Annotated in this window: 16 protein-coding genes; 5 read left to right on the plus strand and 11 right to left on the minus strand. The window is 72.6% G+C overall.

What is annotated here, in order from left to right; all coding sequences use genetic code 11:
* Positions 1 to 67 precede the first annotated feature (67 nt).
* Both H0H10_RS29265 and H0H10_RS29270 read left to right on the plus strand, forming a co-directional pair.
* Positions 68 to 1213 (plus strand): adenosine deaminase, encoded by a 1146-nt coding sequence (locus tag H0H10_RS29265; protein WP_188184137.1) that lies wholly within the window; start codon positions 68 to 70, stop codon positions 1211 to 1213.
* A 150-nt stretch (positions 1214 to 1363) separates the two neighbouring features.
* On the plus strand, positions 1364 to 1699 hold the full coding sequence (locus H0H10_RS29270; RefSeq protein WP_188184138.1) for an ATP-binding protein: 336 nt from the start codon (positions 1364 to 1366) through the stop codon (positions 1697 to 1699).
* A 102-nt stretch (positions 1700 to 1801) separates the two neighbouring features.
* Here the strand turns inward: H0H10_RS29270 and H0H10_RS29275 are convergent, their stop codons facing one another.
* The 5 genes from H0H10_RS29275 to afsQ1 all read right to left on the minus strand — a co-directional run bounded on the left by H0H10_RS29275 (position 1802) and on the right by afsQ1 (position 5754).
* Complete coding sequence (locus H0H10_RS29275; protein ID WP_188184139.1) at positions 1802 to 2005, minus strand: PspC domain-containing protein; 204 nt, start codon at positions 2003 to 2005, stop codon at positions 1802 to 1804.
* Between the two features lie 92 nt (positions 2006 to 2097).
* Positions 2098 to 2649, minus strand: a complete 552-nt coding sequence (locus H0H10_RS29280) for a VanZ family protein (RefSeq protein ID WP_188184140.1) — start codon at positions 2647 to 2649, stop codon at positions 2098 to 2100.
* Positions 2650 to 2870: 221 nt separating this feature from the next.
* The gene (locus H0H10_RS29285) at positions 2871 to 3473 is read right to left on the minus strand and encodes a hypothetical protein (protein ID WP_188184141.1); all 603 of its coding nucleotides are present in this window, start codon (positions 3471 to 3473) and stop codon (positions 2871 to 2873) included.
* Complete coding sequence (locus tag H0H10_RS29290) at positions 3473 to 5080, minus strand: ATP-binding protein (RefSeq protein WP_188184142.1); 1608 nt, start codon at positions 5078 to 5080, stop codon at positions 3473 to 3475. The genes H0H10_RS29285 and H0H10_RS29290 overlap by 1 nt, the downstream gene beginning before the upstream one ends.
* Positions 5077 to 5754: a two-component system response regulator AfsQ1 gene (gene afsQ1 / locus H0H10_RS29295; RefSeq protein ID WP_033272295.1), complete on the minus strand. Its 678-nt coding sequence runs from the start codon at positions 5752 to 5754 to the stop codon at positions 5077 to 5079. The genes H0H10_RS29290 and afsQ1 overlap by 4 nt, the downstream gene beginning before the upstream one ends.
* A gap of 223 nt (positions 5755 to 5977) precedes the next feature.
* Between afsQ1 and H0H10_RS29300 the strand changes: the two genes are divergently transcribed.
* Positions 5978 to 6721, plus strand: coding sequence for a SigE family RNA polymerase sigma factor (locus H0H10_RS29300; RefSeq protein ID WP_188184143.1), 744 nt, complete (start codon positions 5978 to 5980; stop codon positions 6719 to 6721).
* A 253-nt stretch (positions 6722 to 6974) separates the two neighbouring features.
* On the opposite strand, the gene H0H10_RS29305 is transcribed toward H0H10_RS29300, so the two are convergent.
* Positions 6975 to 7619 carry a uridine kinase gene (locus tag H0H10_RS29305; protein WP_309141924.1) on the minus strand — a complete coding sequence of 215 codons (645 nt, stop codon included), beginning with the start codon at positions 7617 to 7619 and terminating at the stop codon, positions 6975 to 6977.
* A gap of 179 nt (positions 7620 to 7798) precedes the next feature.
* Here H0H10_RS29305 and H0H10_RS29310 point away from each other — a divergent pair, with 179 nt between their 5' ends.
* Positions 7799 to 8143, plus strand: a complete 345-nt coding sequence (locus tag H0H10_RS29310) for a hypothetical protein (RefSeq protein ID WP_188184145.1) — start codon at positions 7799 to 7801, stop codon at positions 8141 to 8143.
* 105 nt (positions 8144 to 8248) lie between these two features.
* Here the strand turns inward: H0H10_RS29310 and H0H10_RS29315 are convergent, their stop codons facing one another.
* From H0H10_RS29315 to deoC, 3 genes are read right to left on the minus strand one after another with little or no spacing between them, the layout of a single operon-like run.
* Positions 8249 to 9139 carry an aldehyde dehydrogenase family protein gene (locus tag H0H10_RS29315; protein WP_188184146.1) on the minus strand — a complete coding sequence of 297 codons (891 nt, stop codon included), beginning with the start codon at positions 9137 to 9139 and terminating at the stop codon, positions 8249 to 8251.
* Positions 9132 to 10568 (minus strand): aldehyde dehydrogenase family protein, encoded by a 1437-nt coding sequence (locus H0H10_RS29320; RefSeq protein WP_188184147.1) that lies wholly within the window; start codon positions 10566 to 10568, stop codon positions 9132 to 9134. Before H0H10_RS29320 ends, H0H10_RS29315 begins: the two co-directional genes overlap by 8 nt.
* Before the next feature lie 5 nt (positions 10569 to 10573).
* Positions 10574 to 11530, minus strand: coding sequence for a deoxyribose-phosphate aldolase (gene deoC, locus H0H10_RS29325; protein WP_188184160.1), 957 nt, complete (start codon positions 11528 to 11530; stop codon positions 10574 to 10576).
* A 113-nt stretch (positions 11531 to 11643) separates the two neighbouring features.
* Here deoC and H0H10_RS29330 point away from each other — a divergent pair, with 113 nt between their 5' ends.
* Positions 11644 to 12351: a PH domain-containing protein gene (locus tag H0H10_RS29330; RefSeq protein WP_188184148.1), complete on the plus strand. Its 708-nt coding sequence runs from the start codon at positions 11644 to 11646 to the stop codon at positions 12349 to 12351.
* Positions 12352 to 12450: 99 nt separating this feature from the next.
* On the opposite strand, the gene H0H10_RS29335 is transcribed toward H0H10_RS29330, so the two are convergent.
* Together H0H10_RS29335 and H0H10_RS29340 are read right to left on the minus strand one after the other, a co-directional pair.
* Positions 12451 to 13698 (minus strand): putative hexosyltransferase, encoded by a 1248-nt coding sequence (locus tag H0H10_RS29335; protein WP_188184149.1) that lies wholly within the window; start codon positions 13696 to 13698, stop codon positions 12451 to 12453.
* Between the two features lie 246 nt (positions 13699 to 13944).
* A complete protein-coding gene (locus H0H10_RS29340) occupies positions 13945 to 15576 on the minus strand; it encodes a phospho-sugar mutase (RefSeq protein ID WP_188184150.1) in 1632 nt (543 codons plus the stop codon).
* Between the last annotated feature and the right edge of the window lie 143 nt (positions 15577 to 15719).

Here is a 15719-nt window from a genome sequence, read left to right on the forward strand (position 1 = left end):
TACGTACAGCCGTGCCTTTCTTCGCGTACACCCGGTGTTCTACGCGCGTAGGAGTTAGAGTGCGGAAATGACGAGCCAGAGCACAGCGAAAACCCCGGCGCCGGACCAGATCCGCCGGGCGCCCAAGGTTCTGCTGCACGACCACCTCGACGGCGGGCTCCGCCCCGGCACGATCGTCGAACTCGCCCGTGAATCGGGCTACCACCAGCTCCCCGAGACCGACCCCGACAAGCTCGGCCTGTGGTTCCGCGAGGCCGCCGACTCCGGCTCCCTGGAGCGGTACCTGGAGACCTTCTCCCACACCGTCGGCGTCATGCAGACCCGCGACGCCCTGGTCCGGGTCGCCGCCGAGTGCGCCGAGGACCTCGCCGAGGACGGCGTCGTCTACGCCGAGGTGCGCTACGCCCCCGAACAGCACCTGGAGGGCGGGCTCACCCTCGAAGAGGCCGTCGAGGCCGTCAACGAGGGCTTCCGGGAGGGCGAGCGGCGGGCGAAGGCGAACGGTCACCGCATCCGCGTCGGCGCCCTGCTCACCGCCATGCGGCACGCCGCCCGCGCCCTGGAGATCGCCGAACTCGCCAACCGCTACCGCGACCTCGGCGTCGTCGGCTTCGACATCGCCGGCGCCGAGGCGGGCTACCCGCCCACCCGGCACCTGGACGCCTTCGAGTACCTGAAGCGGGAGAACAACCACTTCACCATCCACGCGGGCGAGGCCTTCGGGCTGCCGTCCATCTGGCAGGCCCTGCAGTGGTGCGGCGCCGACCGGCTCGGGCACGGGGTGCGCATCATCGACGACATCCAGGTGCACGAGGACGGGACCGTGAAGCTCGGGCGCCTCGCCTCCTACGTGCGCGACAAGCGGATCCCCCTGGAGCTGTGCCCCAGTTCCAACCTCCAGACCGGGGCGGCGGCCTCCTACGCCGAGCACCCGATCGGGCTGCTGCGCCGGCTCCACTTCCGCGCCACCGTGAACACGGACAACCGCCTGATGTCCCACACCAGCATGAGCCGGGAATTCGAGCACCTTGTCGACGCATTCGGTTACACGCTCGACGACATGCAGTGGTTCTCCGTCAATGCGATGAAATCAGCGTTCATTCCTTTCGACGAAAGACTGGCGATGATCAATGACGTCATCAAGCCCGGATATGCGGAACTGAAGTCCGAATGGCTGTTCCAGCAGACCGCCTCCACCAGCGGCTCCTCATGAATGAGGGCTGACTGTCGCTGACCGGCGCCCAGTGGATATGGACAGGCGTTCACAATTCGTCCGCATTTCGACGTTTGCGGCGGATGCGGTCGCATGTTTACGGTCGAGGACCGCTCAAATCCCCGACATCCCATTTCGAGGACGCATTTCATGAAGCAGTCTGCTGCCAAGACCCTCGGCGTCGCCGCCCTCGGCGCCGCCTTCGCCGCCGCCGGCGCGGGTGCGGCCAACGCCGCCCCGGCCGTTCCGGACGCCGCCCAGACCCTGGACACCGTCGCCCGGACACTCCCCGCGGAGGGCGTCTCCCAGGTCGCGCCGGAGGCGGGCAACGCGCTGGAAGGGGGCCGGGGCGTCGCCGGCGAGGGTCTGACCACCGTGCAGCCGGTCGCCGAGCAGCTGGCCGACCCGGCGGCCGACCCGGCGGCGGCCGACCCGATCACCAAGCTGCTCGGCGGACTGCCGGTGAAGAGCCTGCTCGGCCGCTGAGCCGCGCCCGTCACGTGCCGATGGGGCGCGCCCGGTGACACCGGGCGCGCCCCATCGGCGTACCGGAGGCAGGACGGTCCGGACGAAGCGCCCGGGCCGCCGCTACCAGGCCGTTCGCGCGGCCTTCTCCTCGGACGGCAGCAGGATCCACAGGGCGATGTAGAGCAGGAACTGCGGTCCGGGCAGCAGGCACGAGATCAGGAAGAGCACCCGCATCGTGGTCGCGGAGGTGCGGAAGCGCCGTGCCAGCGCGGCACACACTCCGCCGATCATGCGGTCGTGGGCGGGACGGGCGAGGCGGGACATCGCGGCTCCTTCGTGGGCGTCCGGTCGAGGCCGCCGGCCGGCTGCCTCATCTGCCTTCCACGCTAAGGAGACGAACGGAACAAAGCGTCGCTCTAAGGGGCGATCCCGACCCTGGGAATCGTCGGGGTCCGACCCTGAGCGGGCTCCTCCTGGGGGACGTCCTCCCGACGCCCCCGCTCGGACCTCCGGCGGAGCCGGGCACGGCCCAGGGGGACGACCGCCAGATGGACCAGGGCCACGCCCGCGGTGTTGAGCAGCAGCGAGTCGACGTCGACGACCTGGCCGGGCACGCCGGTCTGCAGCAGTTCGATGGCGAGCGACAGCAGGGCGCCCGCGGCCATGGTGCGCAGCAGCGAGGCCAGCGGCGAGACGGCCAGCCTGCCGTTGACCGCCGGCAGCAGCGCCCCGAGCGGCGCCAGCAGGGCGAGCCCCCCGCCGATGGAGCGCGCCGCCTCCGGCCAGCCCAGCGCCAGGTCGGCCCGGATACCGGCGAGCGGGTGCAGGTTGGGGGGCATCACCCAGGGAACGTCCAGCGGCCGCAGCGTGAACCAGGCGACGAACACGAGATGTGCGACCAGGAGGACACCCCCCGTCACACGGATGCGGATCGCGGCGCTGCCGCCGATGGAGCCTTCACGCTGCACGCCCCCCTAGACGCGGCCCCCGGCACGCTCGGTTCCGGTGTCTCCCCCGCACGGGTGAGGCCTGCGCCACATGTACCCCGGCACCCGGGGAGCGCGCTGCAAGAGCTGTGACGCATGCGCCTGCCGGGGCGACCGGCGGTACCCGGGGCGACCGGCGGTGCCCGGGGCGACCGGCGGTGCCCACGGGTGCCAATGGCGGCCCCCGCACGCCCGGGCCGCCGTCAGCCCCGGGCGACCTCGCTCGACGGCGGTTCCTTGCTGCCCGGCCTCGCGCGGACCTCGTCCGTGCAGGCGTAGCGGCGGGGGGCACGGTCGTCGGGACCGCCGAGGATCACGGAACCGTCGCCCTCGGCCGCGGCCGAGTCGGAGAACGTGCAGACGATCTGGGCGAGGGCGTACGAGGTGAGGTCGCCGGGCGCGGTGCTGAGCCGCAGCGTGTCCTCCGGGTCGCCCGGCCGCGGCCCCTTCACGGCCGTGCCGCCGCGCACGTCCGTGGTGTAGCCGGCCTCCTTCTCCGCGGCCGACGGCGCCACGGAGAGCTGGTCCAGCAGCCCCTGCGCCACCAGCACCCGCCGCTGGGAGTCCGGCGCGCCGTCCGGGACCCGTACCGTCCGGTCCACGGCCACCAGCGACGAGCCGCACAGCAGGAACACCTGCACGGCCACGCCCGGCGTGGACCGCGTCGACACGTCCGGCTCGGCGAGCGAGCAGCGCACCCGCGACGGCGCCGGACCGAAGTCCGTGGGCACCTCCGTGGCCCGGATGCCGCACCCGGCGAGCAGCGCGGCGAGCACGGGGAGCGCCAGCAGGCGGCGTACGGTCATCAGGCCTGTCCCTTCGCGTCCTTGCCCTTGCCCTCGTCGCCCGCGGATCCCTCCGCGTCCCCGGAGCCCTCGGAGTCCAGTTCCGCCAGCGTCGACGCGTCCTGCGGCAGCCGCAGCGTGAACACCGCGCCGCCCTCGGGGGAGTTGGCGGCGGTGATCTCGCCGCCGTGGATGTGCGCGTTCTCCAGGGCGATGGACAGGCCGAGCCCACTGCCCTCGGAACGCGGCCGGGAGGCGCTCGCCTTGTAGAAGCGGTCGAAGACGTGCGGCAGGACGTCCTCGGGGATGCCGGGCCCGTGGTCGCGCACCGCGATGACGACCTCGTCGTCCGCCGCCGTCACCGACACCCGCACCGGCGACCCGCCGTGCTTGAGGGCGTTGCCGATGAGGTTGGCGAGTATCACGTCCAGCCGCCGCGGGTCGAGCCGGGCGTGGATGCCGCGCTCGGCGTCCAGCTCGACGGCGTCCAGCCAGGCCCGGGCGTCGATGCAGGCGGTGATCTGGTCGGCGACGTCGACGTCGTCCAGGACCAGCCGGGCGGTGCCCGCGTCGAAGCGGGTGACCTCCATCAGGTTCTCCACGAGGTCGTTCAGCCGCCGCGTCTCGCTCACCACCAGCCGGACGGCGGGCTCGATCATCGGGTCGATGCCGCCGCCCTCGGACTCCAGCTCCTCCTCCAGCACCTCCGTGACGGCGGTGATCGCCGTCAGCGGGGTGCGCAGCTCATGGCTCATGTCCGCCACGAAGCGCCGCGAGGCCGCCTCCCGGCCGGCCATGTCCGCGACCCGTTTCTCCAGCGCCTCGGCGGCGCTGTTGAAGGTCCGTGACAGATCCGCCAGCTCGTCGGTGCCCGACACCCGCAGCCGGGTGTCCAGCTTGCCCTCGCCGAGCCGCCGGGCGGCCACCCCGAGCCGGTGCACCGGCTTCAGCACCGTCGTCGCCAGGGCCTGCGCGAGCAGCGCGGAGCCGATCAGCGCGAGGCCCGTGGCGATCCCCAGCGACCAGGCCAGCGAGTTCAGGTCCTTCGCCTCCGGCTCCAGCGACTTGAGCATGTAGCCGGTCGGCCCGCCGCCGATCAGCCTGGTGCCGGCCACCAGGTACGGCGTGTCGTCCTCGACCGTCCGCTGCCAGTACAGGTGGTACGGGTACTTGTTGGCCGAGGTGACCTTCTGCTCCTTGGTCACGGCCTTGCGCAGCGACTCGGGCACGTCGGTCAGCGAGAAGCCGCCGAGGCCGCCGGAACTGCCGTACACGGTCTCGCCGTCGGCGTTCTCGGCGACGAGCAGCACGCTGAAGCGCTGGCTGCTGTTGGCCATCTGGCCCGCCGTGTGCTGCAGCTCGTCCTGTGTGGGGTGCTCGGGCAGGGAGCCCGCCCGGTTCTGCATCTCCTGCTCGAAGTCGCGCAGGACGGCGTCCTGGGCACGGGTGAGCACGGCCTCCCGGTTCAGCCAGTACGCGATCCCGGAGGCGGACACGGCGGCCGTGAGCGCGACCAGCCCGAAGACGACGACCAGTCTGAGCCGCAGGCTGGTCAGGCGCAGCCGGGACCAGACTCCCTTGCGAGCCGCGGCCCAGCCGCGGAGACCCCCTTGGTGTTCCTGTGTCACTGAGGCGGATCCAGCCGGTAGCCGACACCCCGCACGGTACGGATCAGGGTCGGGGACGAGGGCACGTCCTCGACCTTGGCGCGCAGCCGCTGCACACAGGCGTCCACGAGCCGGGAGTCACCGAGGTAGTCGTGCTCCCAGACCAGCCGCAGCAGCTGCTGCCGCGACAGCGCCTGCCCGGGCCGCCGGCTCAGCTCCAGCAGCAGCCGCAGCTCGGTCGGCGTCAGCTGGAGGTCCTCGCCGTTCTTGGTGACGGTCATCGCCGACCGGTCGATGACGAGGCTGCCGAAGGTCGCCGAGTCGCTGGACTCCCGCTCCCCGCGCCGCAGCACCGCCCGGATCCGGGCGTCGAGCACCCGGCCCTGCACGGGTTTGACGACGTAGTCGTCCGCACCCGACTCCAGGCCGACGACGACGTCGATGTCGTCGCTGCGCGCGGTCAGCAGGATGATCGGCAGCTGGTCCGTGCGCCGGATGCGCCGGCACACCTCGAACCCGTCGATGCCGGGCAGCATCACGTCCAGCACGATCAGATCCGGCCGCTGCTCGCGCAGCAGCTTCAGACCGTCCTCACCGCTGGCAGCGGTGGCCACCCGGTGTCCCTGGCGCGTCAGGGAGAGCTCCAGGGCCGTACGGATGGCGTCGTCGTCCTCGATCAGCAACAGGGAAGGCACGGGCTCATTCTGGCCCATGGAGGGGGTGGGGTTCGACCTGTGGGTCCGGATGCGGCCCGCCACGCCGACGGACGGTGTGAAGGAAGTGTGGCGCCGCCGTGACCGAGGCCTGTGACAGCTCTGTGACAGTCGGCGGACACGGCCATGAAGTGGCCCCGGCAAGCTTTTCGGCACAGGCAACACAGCAAGCCGAACACCGGAAGTCCACGACGGGGGGCGCGAGATGAACACGCTGCACGGCACCAGCACCAGCGCAGTGATCACGCGTCTGCACGACGTGCACACGCACCGGGGTTCCGAGAAGTCCGGTGCCGTGAGCGGGCGGGGGTGCGCTCGCGGCACCGGGCGTCAGCACACCGCCTACATGACGGTGGTCGACGCGCACCAGGGGGAGACGCACGGGGGAACCGCGTACGGGGAGGCCGAGGGGGAGCGCCGTTCGCTGTCGGAGGCGGAGTTCACCGCCTACGTCCAGGAACGCCGCGCCTCCCTGTACGCGACCGCCTACCACCTCACCGGCGACCGCTTCGAGGCCGAGGACCTGCTGCAGAGCGCGCTGTTCTCGACGTACCGGGCGTGGGACCGGATCAGTGACAAGGCGGCGGTCGGCGGATACCTCCGCCGCACCATGACCAACCTGCACATCAGCGCCTGGCGGCGCCGCAAGCTCAACGAGTACCCGACCGAGGAACTGCCGGAGACGCCCGGTGACACGGACGCGATGCGCGGCACCGAGCTGCGCGCGGTCCTGTGGCAGGCGCTGGCCCGGCTGCCCGAACTCCAGCGCACCATGCTGGTCCTGCGCTACTACGAGGGCCGCACGGACCCGGAGATCGCGGACATCCTCGGCATCAGCGTCGGCACGGTGAAGTCCAGCATCTGGCGGTCGCTCCGCCGGCTGCGCGAGGACGAGGTCCTCAGCTTCGGCCGTGACCGGGAGGACGCCTTCGGCGAACTGGTCGCCTGAAGGTCCGGGGGGCCTCGGAAAAAAGTAGGAGCCCGGGTGTATCACGGGGGGACCTCGGCGCTCTTACTCACGGGGAAGCACCACCCACGGGGGACAACGGGGGTGGGTAACGGGGGAAGCACCACAGGGGGAAACGGGGGATACGGGGGAAGTAGGGGGGACACGGGGGAGCACAAAGGAGCGGGACTGGAGGGCCGGGGGGTCCGTCCAGTCCCGCTTTCGTGTCCCGTGCAGGGGCCGCGTCGCGGGCCCTCTACGCCGCCGACCGTGCCGTACGGCTCTTCACGCACCGTCCCGCCGCTGCCGCGGCCAGGCGTCCCATCGCCTCGTCCCGGTCGCAGGCGTGGGCGCCCAGGGCCGTCTGGCGGGCGATGATCGAGCGTTCCTGCCGCATCAGGCGCCAGCCGCGGCGCAGCAGGAACGGAACCGACTTGCGGCCCTCTCTCAGATCCCGCAGGAAGCGGCGGCGGAACGTCGTCACCGCACCGCGGCTCAGGCACAGCGCGTCGGCGAGGACGCCCAGTTCCCGGCATCGCGCCACGATCTCCGCGGCGAAGATGCCCTCGGCCAGGAACAGCGGGGTCCGGCCGATGTCGACCGTCTCCTCGCCGGTGCGGGCGCTGAGCGCGATGTCGTAGACGGGCACACGCGTACGGCCCGCGCGGCACAGCTCGGTGATCGCAGCGACGGCCGCGTCCGCGTCCCAGGAGCCGGGATGGTCCCAGTCGATGTCGGAGCTCCCCGCCACCAGCGGCAGCGTCGGGTCGGTGCCCTCCTTGTAGAAGTCGTCGAGCCGCAGCACCGGCAGGCCGGAGCGGGCGGCGAGGAGGGACTTGCCGGAGCCGGAGGGGCCGCAGAGCAGCACGACTCGCGTCGGTATGGGCGGATGGGAGCTCACGGGACACCAGTGTGAGGCATCGGCCGACCGCCGTACGACCCCGCGGCACGGCTTTGAAGCGTGCGTCACATCTCAACTACGCTACGGCGCGGACCGATCACCCTCCGGAGTGCCGCCGTGGCGCTCCGGCACTCCGGCGCTGCTCCGGCAGCGCTCCACAGCAAGAGGTGGCAGCAGCGATGGCCCGACACGCGTCCCCCCGTACTCCGACCGCCCGGCGCGCCCTGGCCGCCCTCGCCACCATCGGGGTGGCCCTCGGCGCCGGCGCGGCGACGGCCTCCGCGGCCGACGGCCCGGTCGAGGCCGTGACCGGCACCGTCGGGCATGCCGCCGGTCCCGTCGCCGGCCTCAAGCCCAACCCGCTGGCCGGCACCGGCGTCGACCCGCTCGACAACGGGGTGGAGGCCCGGGTGGCCGACTTCCAGCCGCTCTCCACGACGGCACTGACCAGGCCGGTCGCGCAGGCCGAGTCGGTCGGCGGCATGCCGGTGGTGGGGGAGGCGGCGGGGGCGGCACGGCGCTGACCCGGCATCCGTACTCCGTACGGCACGCGGAGAGCCGCGCCTTCCCCGGACGGGGGGAAGACGCGGCTCTCCGGTTCCCGGCCGACGGCGCCCGCGTGGGTGCCGTCAGTAGGACGAGCCCGACGCGCCCAGCGAGCCCGTCGGGTGCCACACCGTCTTCGTCTCCAGGAACGCCGTCAGGCGCTCGGTGCCCGGCGTCGCCGACCAGTCGTCCACAGGCTGTGGACGCAGGACGCGCTTGAGGTTGTCCGCCGCCGCGATCTCCAGCTCCTTCGCCAGCGCCTCGTCGGCGCCCGCGAGGTCGATGGCGTTGACGTCCTGGTGGGCGGCCAGGGGCGCGGCGATCTCCGCCGTACGGCCGGACAGGACGTTGACCACGCCGCCGGGGAGGTCGGAGGTGGCCAGGACCTCGCCGAGGGAGAGGGCCGGCAGCGGCGACTTCTCGCTCGCGATCACGACCGCCGTGTTGCCCGTCGCGATGACCGGGGCGACGACCGAGACCAGGCCCAGGAAGGACGACTCCTGGGGGGCCAGGACCGCCACCACGCCCGTCGGCTCGGGTGAGGACAGGTTGAAGAAGGGGCCCGCGACCGGGTTGCCGCCGCCGACCACCTGGGCGATCTTGTCGGTCCAGCCCGCGTACCAGACCCAGCGGTCGATCGCCGCGTCGACCTGGAGGGACGCCTTGGACTTCGACAGGCCCTCGGCGTCGGCGACCTCCGCGACGTACTGGTCGCGGCGGCCCTCCAGCATCTCGGCGATGCGGTACAGGATCTGACCGCGGTTGTACGCCGTCGCGCCCGACCACGCGCCGAACGCCTTGCGCGCGGCGACCACCGCGTCACGGGCGTCCTTGCGGGAGGAGAGCGGCGCGTTGGCCAGCCACTTGCCCTTCGAGTCGGTCACTTCGTACACCCGGCCGCTCTCGGAACGCGGGAACTTCCCGCCCACGTACAGCTTGTAGGTCTTGAACACCGACAGTCGCGCGTCAGACATCGAGGTACGCCTCCAGGCCGTGGCGGCCGCCCTCGCGGCCGAAGCCCGACTCCTTGTAACCGCCGAACGGCGAGGTCGGGTCGAACTTGTTGAACGTGTTGGACCAGACGACACCCGCGCGGAGCTTGTTCGCGACCGCCAGGATGCGCGAGCCCTTCTCCGTCCAGATGCCCGCCGACAGGCCGTACGGGGTGTTGTTGGCCTTGGCGACGGCCTCGTCCGGGGTGCGGAAGGTGAGGACGGACAGCACCGGGCCGAAGATCTCGTCGCGGGCCACGGTGTGGGCCTGGGTGACGTTCGTGAACAGCGTCGGCGCGAACCAGTAGCCGGTGGAGGGCAGCTCGCAGGCCGGGGACCAGCGCTCGGCGCCCTCCGCCTCGCCCTGGTCGGCCAGCGCGGTGATCCGGGCCAGCTGCTCGGCGGAGTTGATCGCGCCGATGTCGGTGTTCTTGTCCAGGGGGTCACCGAGGCGGAGGGTGGAGAGCCTGCGCTTGAGGGAGTCCAGCAGCTCGTCGTGGATCGACTCCTGGACGAGGAGGCGGGAGCCCGCGCAGCAGACCTGGCCCTGGTTGAAGAAGATGCCGCCCACGATGCCCTCGACGGCCTGGTCGATCGGGGCGTCGTCGAAGACGATGTTGGCGCCCTTGCCGCCCAGTTCGAGGGTGAGCTTCTTGCGGGTGCCCGCGACCGTGCGCGCGATCTCCTTGCCGACGGCCGTGGAGCCGGTGAAGGCGACCTTGTTCACGTCCGGGTGGGCGATCAGGGCGGCGCCGGTGCGGCCGTCGCCGGTCACGATGTTGACGACGCCCTTGGGCAGGCCCGCCTGACGGCAGATGTCCGCGAAGAACAGGGCGGACAGCGGGGTCGTCTCGGCCGGCTTCAGGACGACCGTGTTGCCGGTCGCCAGGGCCGGGGCGATCTTCCACGCCAGCATGAGGAGGGGGAAGTTCCAGGGGATGACCTGGCCCGCGACGCCCAGCGGCTGCGGGTTCGCGCCGAAGCCGGCGTGCCCCAGCTTGTCCGCCCAGCCCGCGTAGTAGAAGAAGTGCGCGGCGACCAGGGGGAGGTCGGCGTCGCGCGTCTCCTTGATCGGCTTGCCGTTGTCGAGGGTTTCGAGGACGGCGAGCTCGCGGGAGCGTTCCTGGATGATGCGCGCGATGCGGAACAGGTACTTGGCGCGCTCGGAACCCGGCAGCGCCGACCACTTCTCGAACGCCTTGCGGGCCGCCTTCACGGCGCGGTCGACGTCCGCCTCACCGGCCTCGGCGACCTCGGAGAGGACCTCCTCGGTCGAGGGGGACACGGTCTTGAAGACCTTGCCGTCGGCCGCCTCGGTGAATTCGCCGTCGATGAACAGGCCGTACGACGGGGCGATGTCGACGATCGCACGGGACTCGGGTGCCGGTGCGTACTCGAATGCAGGTGCCATGGTGATCAGTCCACCGTCACGTAGTCGGGGCCGGAGTAACGGCCGGTGGCCAGCTTCTGACGCTGCATCAGCAGATCGTTCAGGAGCGAGGAGGCGCCGAAGCGGAACCAGTGGTTGTCCAGCCAGTCCTCGCCCGCGGTCTCGTTGACCAGGACCAGGAACTTGATCGCGTCCTTGGCGGTGCGGATGCCGCCGGCCGGCTTCACACCGACCTGGACGCCGGTCTGGGCACGGAAGTCGCGGACCGCCTCCAGCATGAGGAGGGTGTTGGCCGGGGTCGCGTTCACGGCGACCTTGCCGGTGGACGTCTTGATGAAGTCGGCGCCCGCCAGCATGCCGAGCCAGGAGGCGCGGCGGATGTTGTCGTACGTCGACAGCTCGCCGGTCTCGAAGATGACCTTCAGACGGGCGGACGTCCCGCAGGCCTCCTTCACGGCGACGATCTCGTCGTACACCTTCATGTAGTTCCCCGCGAGGAAGGCCCCGCGGTCGATGACCATGTCGACCTCGTCGGCGCCCGCCGCCACGGCCTCGCGCACGTCGGCCAGCTTGACCGCGAGCGAGGCGCGGCCCGCCGGGAACGCGGTGGCGACCGAGGCGACCTTGACGCCCGAGCCGGCGACGGCCTCCTTGGCGACGGCCACCATGTCGGGGTAGACGCAGACGGCCGCCGTGGTGGGGGCCGTACGGTCGGTCGGGTCGGGGTGGACCGCCTTCGCGCCGAGCGCCCGGACCTTGCCCGGGGTGTCCGCGCCTTCCAGCGTCGTCAGGTCGACCATCGAGATGGCGAGGTCGAGGGCGTACGCCTTGGCGGTGGTCTTGATGGAGCGGGTGCCGAGCGAGGCGGCGCGCGCCTCCAGGCCGACCGCGTCGACGCCGGGCAGCCCGTGGAGGAAGCGGCGCAGCGTGCTGTCGGACGCGGTGACGTCAGCGAGTCCGGGTGCGGGTGCAGTGGTGGGCATGGTCACCAGACGAGCATATCTACGCGCGTAGCGGCTGTACACCCCCGAGCGCCCGGCTCCTGGAGGGGCACCGCGTACGAGCGCCGCCGCGGGCGTCGGGCACAATCGGCACCATGACGACCCCGGAGCACCAGTCACCAGCGCCGCAGCCCCCGGTACCCGCGTCCAAGGACCGGATCTACCGCTCGCCCGCCGGCATCGCCGGTGGCGTCCTGCTGCTCGCCCTGGTCCTGTGGCTCGGCATCGACGCGGTGGTCGCTGGCGAGGGACGCACCCCCTGGGTGGCGCTCGCCGCGATGCTGTTCCTGGTGCCGCTCATCGCCGCCTACACGGTGCGGCCCGCCGTCTTCGCGGGCGACGACCGGCTGCGCGTCCGCAATCCCTTCCGCGTCATCGTGGTGCCCTGGGGACAGGTCGCCTCGCTGCGCTCCGGCTACTCGAACGAGGTCGTCACCGAGTCCGGCGCCAAGTACCAGCTGTGGTCCGTCCCCGTGTCGCTGCGCGCCCGCAAGAAGGCGGCACGGCGCGAGGCACGGCGGACCGCGGGGGACGGCCGGGGGCGCGGCCGTGGCGGTGCGTTCGGCGGCTTCTCCGGTGGCCTCTCCGGCGGCTCCTCCGGTGGTGGCGCCGCGGCGGCCATGGACGACGGGCCGGTGCGGGCGGAAACCGACAAGGTCATGGACGACCTGCGGGAACTGCTGGAGGCCCGGGCGAAGGCCGAGACCTCGCAGGGCGAGGTGACCGTGCGCTGGGCGTACGAGGTGGTCGGGCCGGCGGTGGCCGGGGGCGTGCTGCTGGCGGTGCTGCTGGCGGTGGGGTGACGGGAGTCACGGTTCGCCTTCCCGCGGGGGCGATCCACGGTGTGCCTACGGTGCGCTCGGTGGTTCGCCTCCCCGCGGGGATCGGTCCACGGGGCGTGCCTACGGTGCGCTCGGCCACACCAGGAGCATGTACGCCCCGCAGTACGCCGAGCCCAGCACCGCGGCCGACAGGGCCAGCGCGCGGTAGCGCACCGAGGCGCGGGACAGGTGGACGGCCACTGGGAGCAGCAGGGGGAAGGCGGGGAGCAGGAAGCGGGCCCGGGGGAAGTACACCCCGCCGCTGCCCAGGACGATCACCAGCAGGACGCCACTGAAGACGAGCAGCGCGACCGGCTGGCGGTCCCACGCCGACAGCCCGAACAGCACCGCCGACGCGATCAGCGTGAACGTCACCAGGACGAGGAACAGCTGCGGTGAGGAGTCCTGGGCCAGCAGCCAGCGGATCTTGCGCAGCGTCTCCAGGCCGCCGTCCAGGTCGTTGTGCCACAGCCTCTGTACGGCGAAGTAGCCGTCCCAGCGGCCCAGGCGCAGGCCCACCCAGGCGATGTACGCGCCCCAGCCGAGCGGCGCGAGGAACACGGCCGCCAGGGCACGCGGGCGGACGGGGCGGTGGCGCAGCGAGAGCAGGGCCGCCACGGCGACCGCCGCCGCCACCGCGATTCCGGTCGGCCGGGTCAGGCCCGCCAGCGCGGCGCAGCCTGCCGCCCACAGCCACCGGCGCGTGAGCACGGCGTACAGCGACCAGGCCGCGCACGCCGTGAACAGCGACTCGGTGTAGCCCATCCACTGCACGAGGCCCACCGGGAAGGCGGCCCACAGGGTGGTCAGGAGGATGCCGACGCGGCGGCCGTACAGGCGCTCGCCCACCGCGAACACCCCCCAGGCGGCGACGAGCGAGGCGACCACCGCGATGCCCAGGGCCGTGGAGGCGCGGGTGCCCGGGGTGACGGCGGCCACGGCCTTCACCAGGACCGGGTAGAGCGGGAAGAAGGCCAGGTTGTTCGCGTTGTGGGCGGTGCCCAGCTCGTCGGCGTAGCCGTGGTCCGCGATGTCGAGGTACCAGTCGGAGTCCCACTGCGTCGCCAGGATCGGCCACACCCCGTGGTGCCGTCGGTGCGCCCAGACGGAGAGCAGGATGAGGCCCGTCACGCGTACGGCGAGGTAGGCCGCGAGTGCCGGGGCCGCCCGGTGCAGGGCGCGCCGGGCGCGCAGCGCGGGGGCACGCAAGGCGGAGAGGGCGGACAGGGGGTGGGCGTGGGGGGCCGAGGCGGCGGGGGCGGGTGCTGGGGGGCGCCGGGTACCGGGGATCCGTCCGCTCGGGGTTGTTTCGGGGGCGGTCGAGGACACGGCGGCGGCTCCCTGGGCGACTCGGCGGTGCGGGATCGTGCTTTCCGGTCCACCGTTGCCCGGGGGGCGGCGTGCGTCGGGGAGGGCAGGTCAGCCGGTGCCGGGAAATCACCCGTCGGGGTGCCGCCGGATGGGGCACCCCGACGGGTCGGCGACGGCGTGGGGGGGGGCGGGCCGGCGGTCGGGCCGGCGCGTGGATCGTCGTGCGGGCCCGCGTCGGGGTCCGCATTGGGGTCCGCGTTCGGGTCAGAGGCCTGCCGCTGCCGACAGGTCGCGCTTGAGTGCCGACAGGAGGTCCGTCGCCCTCGCGCGGGCCGCGGGGAGGCCGGCGTGCTCGGCGACCGGGACGACCACCTCGAGGTAGCACTTCAGCTTCGGTTCCGTGCCGCTCGGGCGGACGATCACCCGGGCGCCGTCGAGCGTGTAGCGCAGGCCGTCGGTGGGCGGGAGCGTGGCCGTGCCCCGGGTGAGGTCCTCGGCGCGGGTGATGGGGAGGCCGGCGAGCCGGGTCGGGGGCTGCTCGCGCAGGCGGCGCATGGCGTTCGCGATGACCGACAGGTCCTCGACCCGGACCGAGAGCTGGTCGGTGGCGTGCAGGCCGTGCTCGACGGCGAGGTCGTCGAGGAGGTCGAGGAGGGTGCGGCCGTCCTCCTTGAGGGTGGAGGCGAGTTCCGTGATCAGGAGCGCGGCGGTGATGCCGTCCTTGTCCCGTACGCCGTCCGGGTCCACGCAGTAGCCGAGGGCCTCCTCGTAGCCGTAGCGCAGGCCGTCGACGCGGGCGATCCACTTGAAGCCGGTGAGGGTCTCCGCGTACGGGAGGTTCGCCTTCTCGGCGATGCGGCCGAGGAGGGAGGAGGAGACGATCGACTCCGCGAACGTGCCGTGCGCTCCGCGGGTGACCAGGTGGGCGGCGAGGAGCGCGCCGACCTCGTCACCTCGGAGCATGCGCCAGTCCCCGCCGTCGGGTACTGCGACCGCGCAGCGGTCGGCGTCCGGGTCGTTGGCGATGACCAGGTCGGGGTTCGTCTCGCGGGCCTTGGCGAAGGCGAGGTCCATCGCGCCGGGCTCTTCCGGGTTGGGGAAGGCGACGGTGGGGAAGTCCGGGTCGGGCTCGGCCTGCTCGGCGACGAGGGTGGGCGTCGGGAAGCCGGCGCGTGCGAAGGCGGCGAGGAGGGTGTCCTTGCCGACGCCGTGCATCGCCGTGTAGACGGTGCGGGCGGTGCGGGGGGAGCCGGGGGCGAGGACGGCGTCGGTGCGGGCGAGGTAGGCGTCGAGGACGCCGTCGTCGAGGGTCTCCCAGCCGGTGGTGGGGCGGGGGACGCTCGCGAGGGTGGTGATCGCGTCGATCTCGGCGGCGATGCCGGCGTCCGCCGGGGGCACGATCTGGGAGCCGTCGCCGAGGTACACCTTGTAGCCGTTGTCGCGGGGCGGGTTGTGGCTGGCGGTGACCTCCACGCCGGCGACCGCGCCGAGGTGGCGGATCGCGAAGGCGAGGACCGGGGTGGGCAGGGGGCGGGGGAGGAGGGCCGCGCGCAGGCCCGCGCCGGTCATGACGGCGGCGGTGTCGCGGGCGAAGTCCTCGGACTTGTGGCGGGCGTCGTAGCCGATGACGACGAGGCCGTGGTCGTGGCCCTGCTTCTTCAGGTACGCGGCGAGGCCGGCGGCGGCGCGGATGACGACGGCGCGGTTCATGCGCATGGGGCCGGCGCCGAGTTCGCCGCGCAGGCCGGCGGTGCCGAACTGGAGGGTGCCGCTGAAGCGTGCGGTGAGCTCCGCGTGGTCCGCGGCGTCGATCAGCTTGGCGAGTTCGTCACGGGTCTCCGCGTCGGGGTCCTCGGCCAGCCATGCCTTGGCCCGGGCGATGAGGTCGTCGTGCACGTCGGGTCAGCCTCTCGTTGTCGGTGGTGCGGGTGCCTGCGGCGCTTGGGCGGGGATGCCTGCGGCGGCCTGTGGTTGTGGGTGGGGGTGCGCGTAGCGCGGTCTGTTCGGTTGTGGGTCGGGGCCGCGCCGGGGGGTGTCCG

It is taken from the genome of Streptomyces griseicoloratus (assembly GCF_014534645.1).
Taxonomy (GTDB): Bacteria; Actinomycetota; Actinomycetes; order Streptomycetales; family Streptomycetaceae; genus Streptomyces; species Streptomyces griseicoloratus.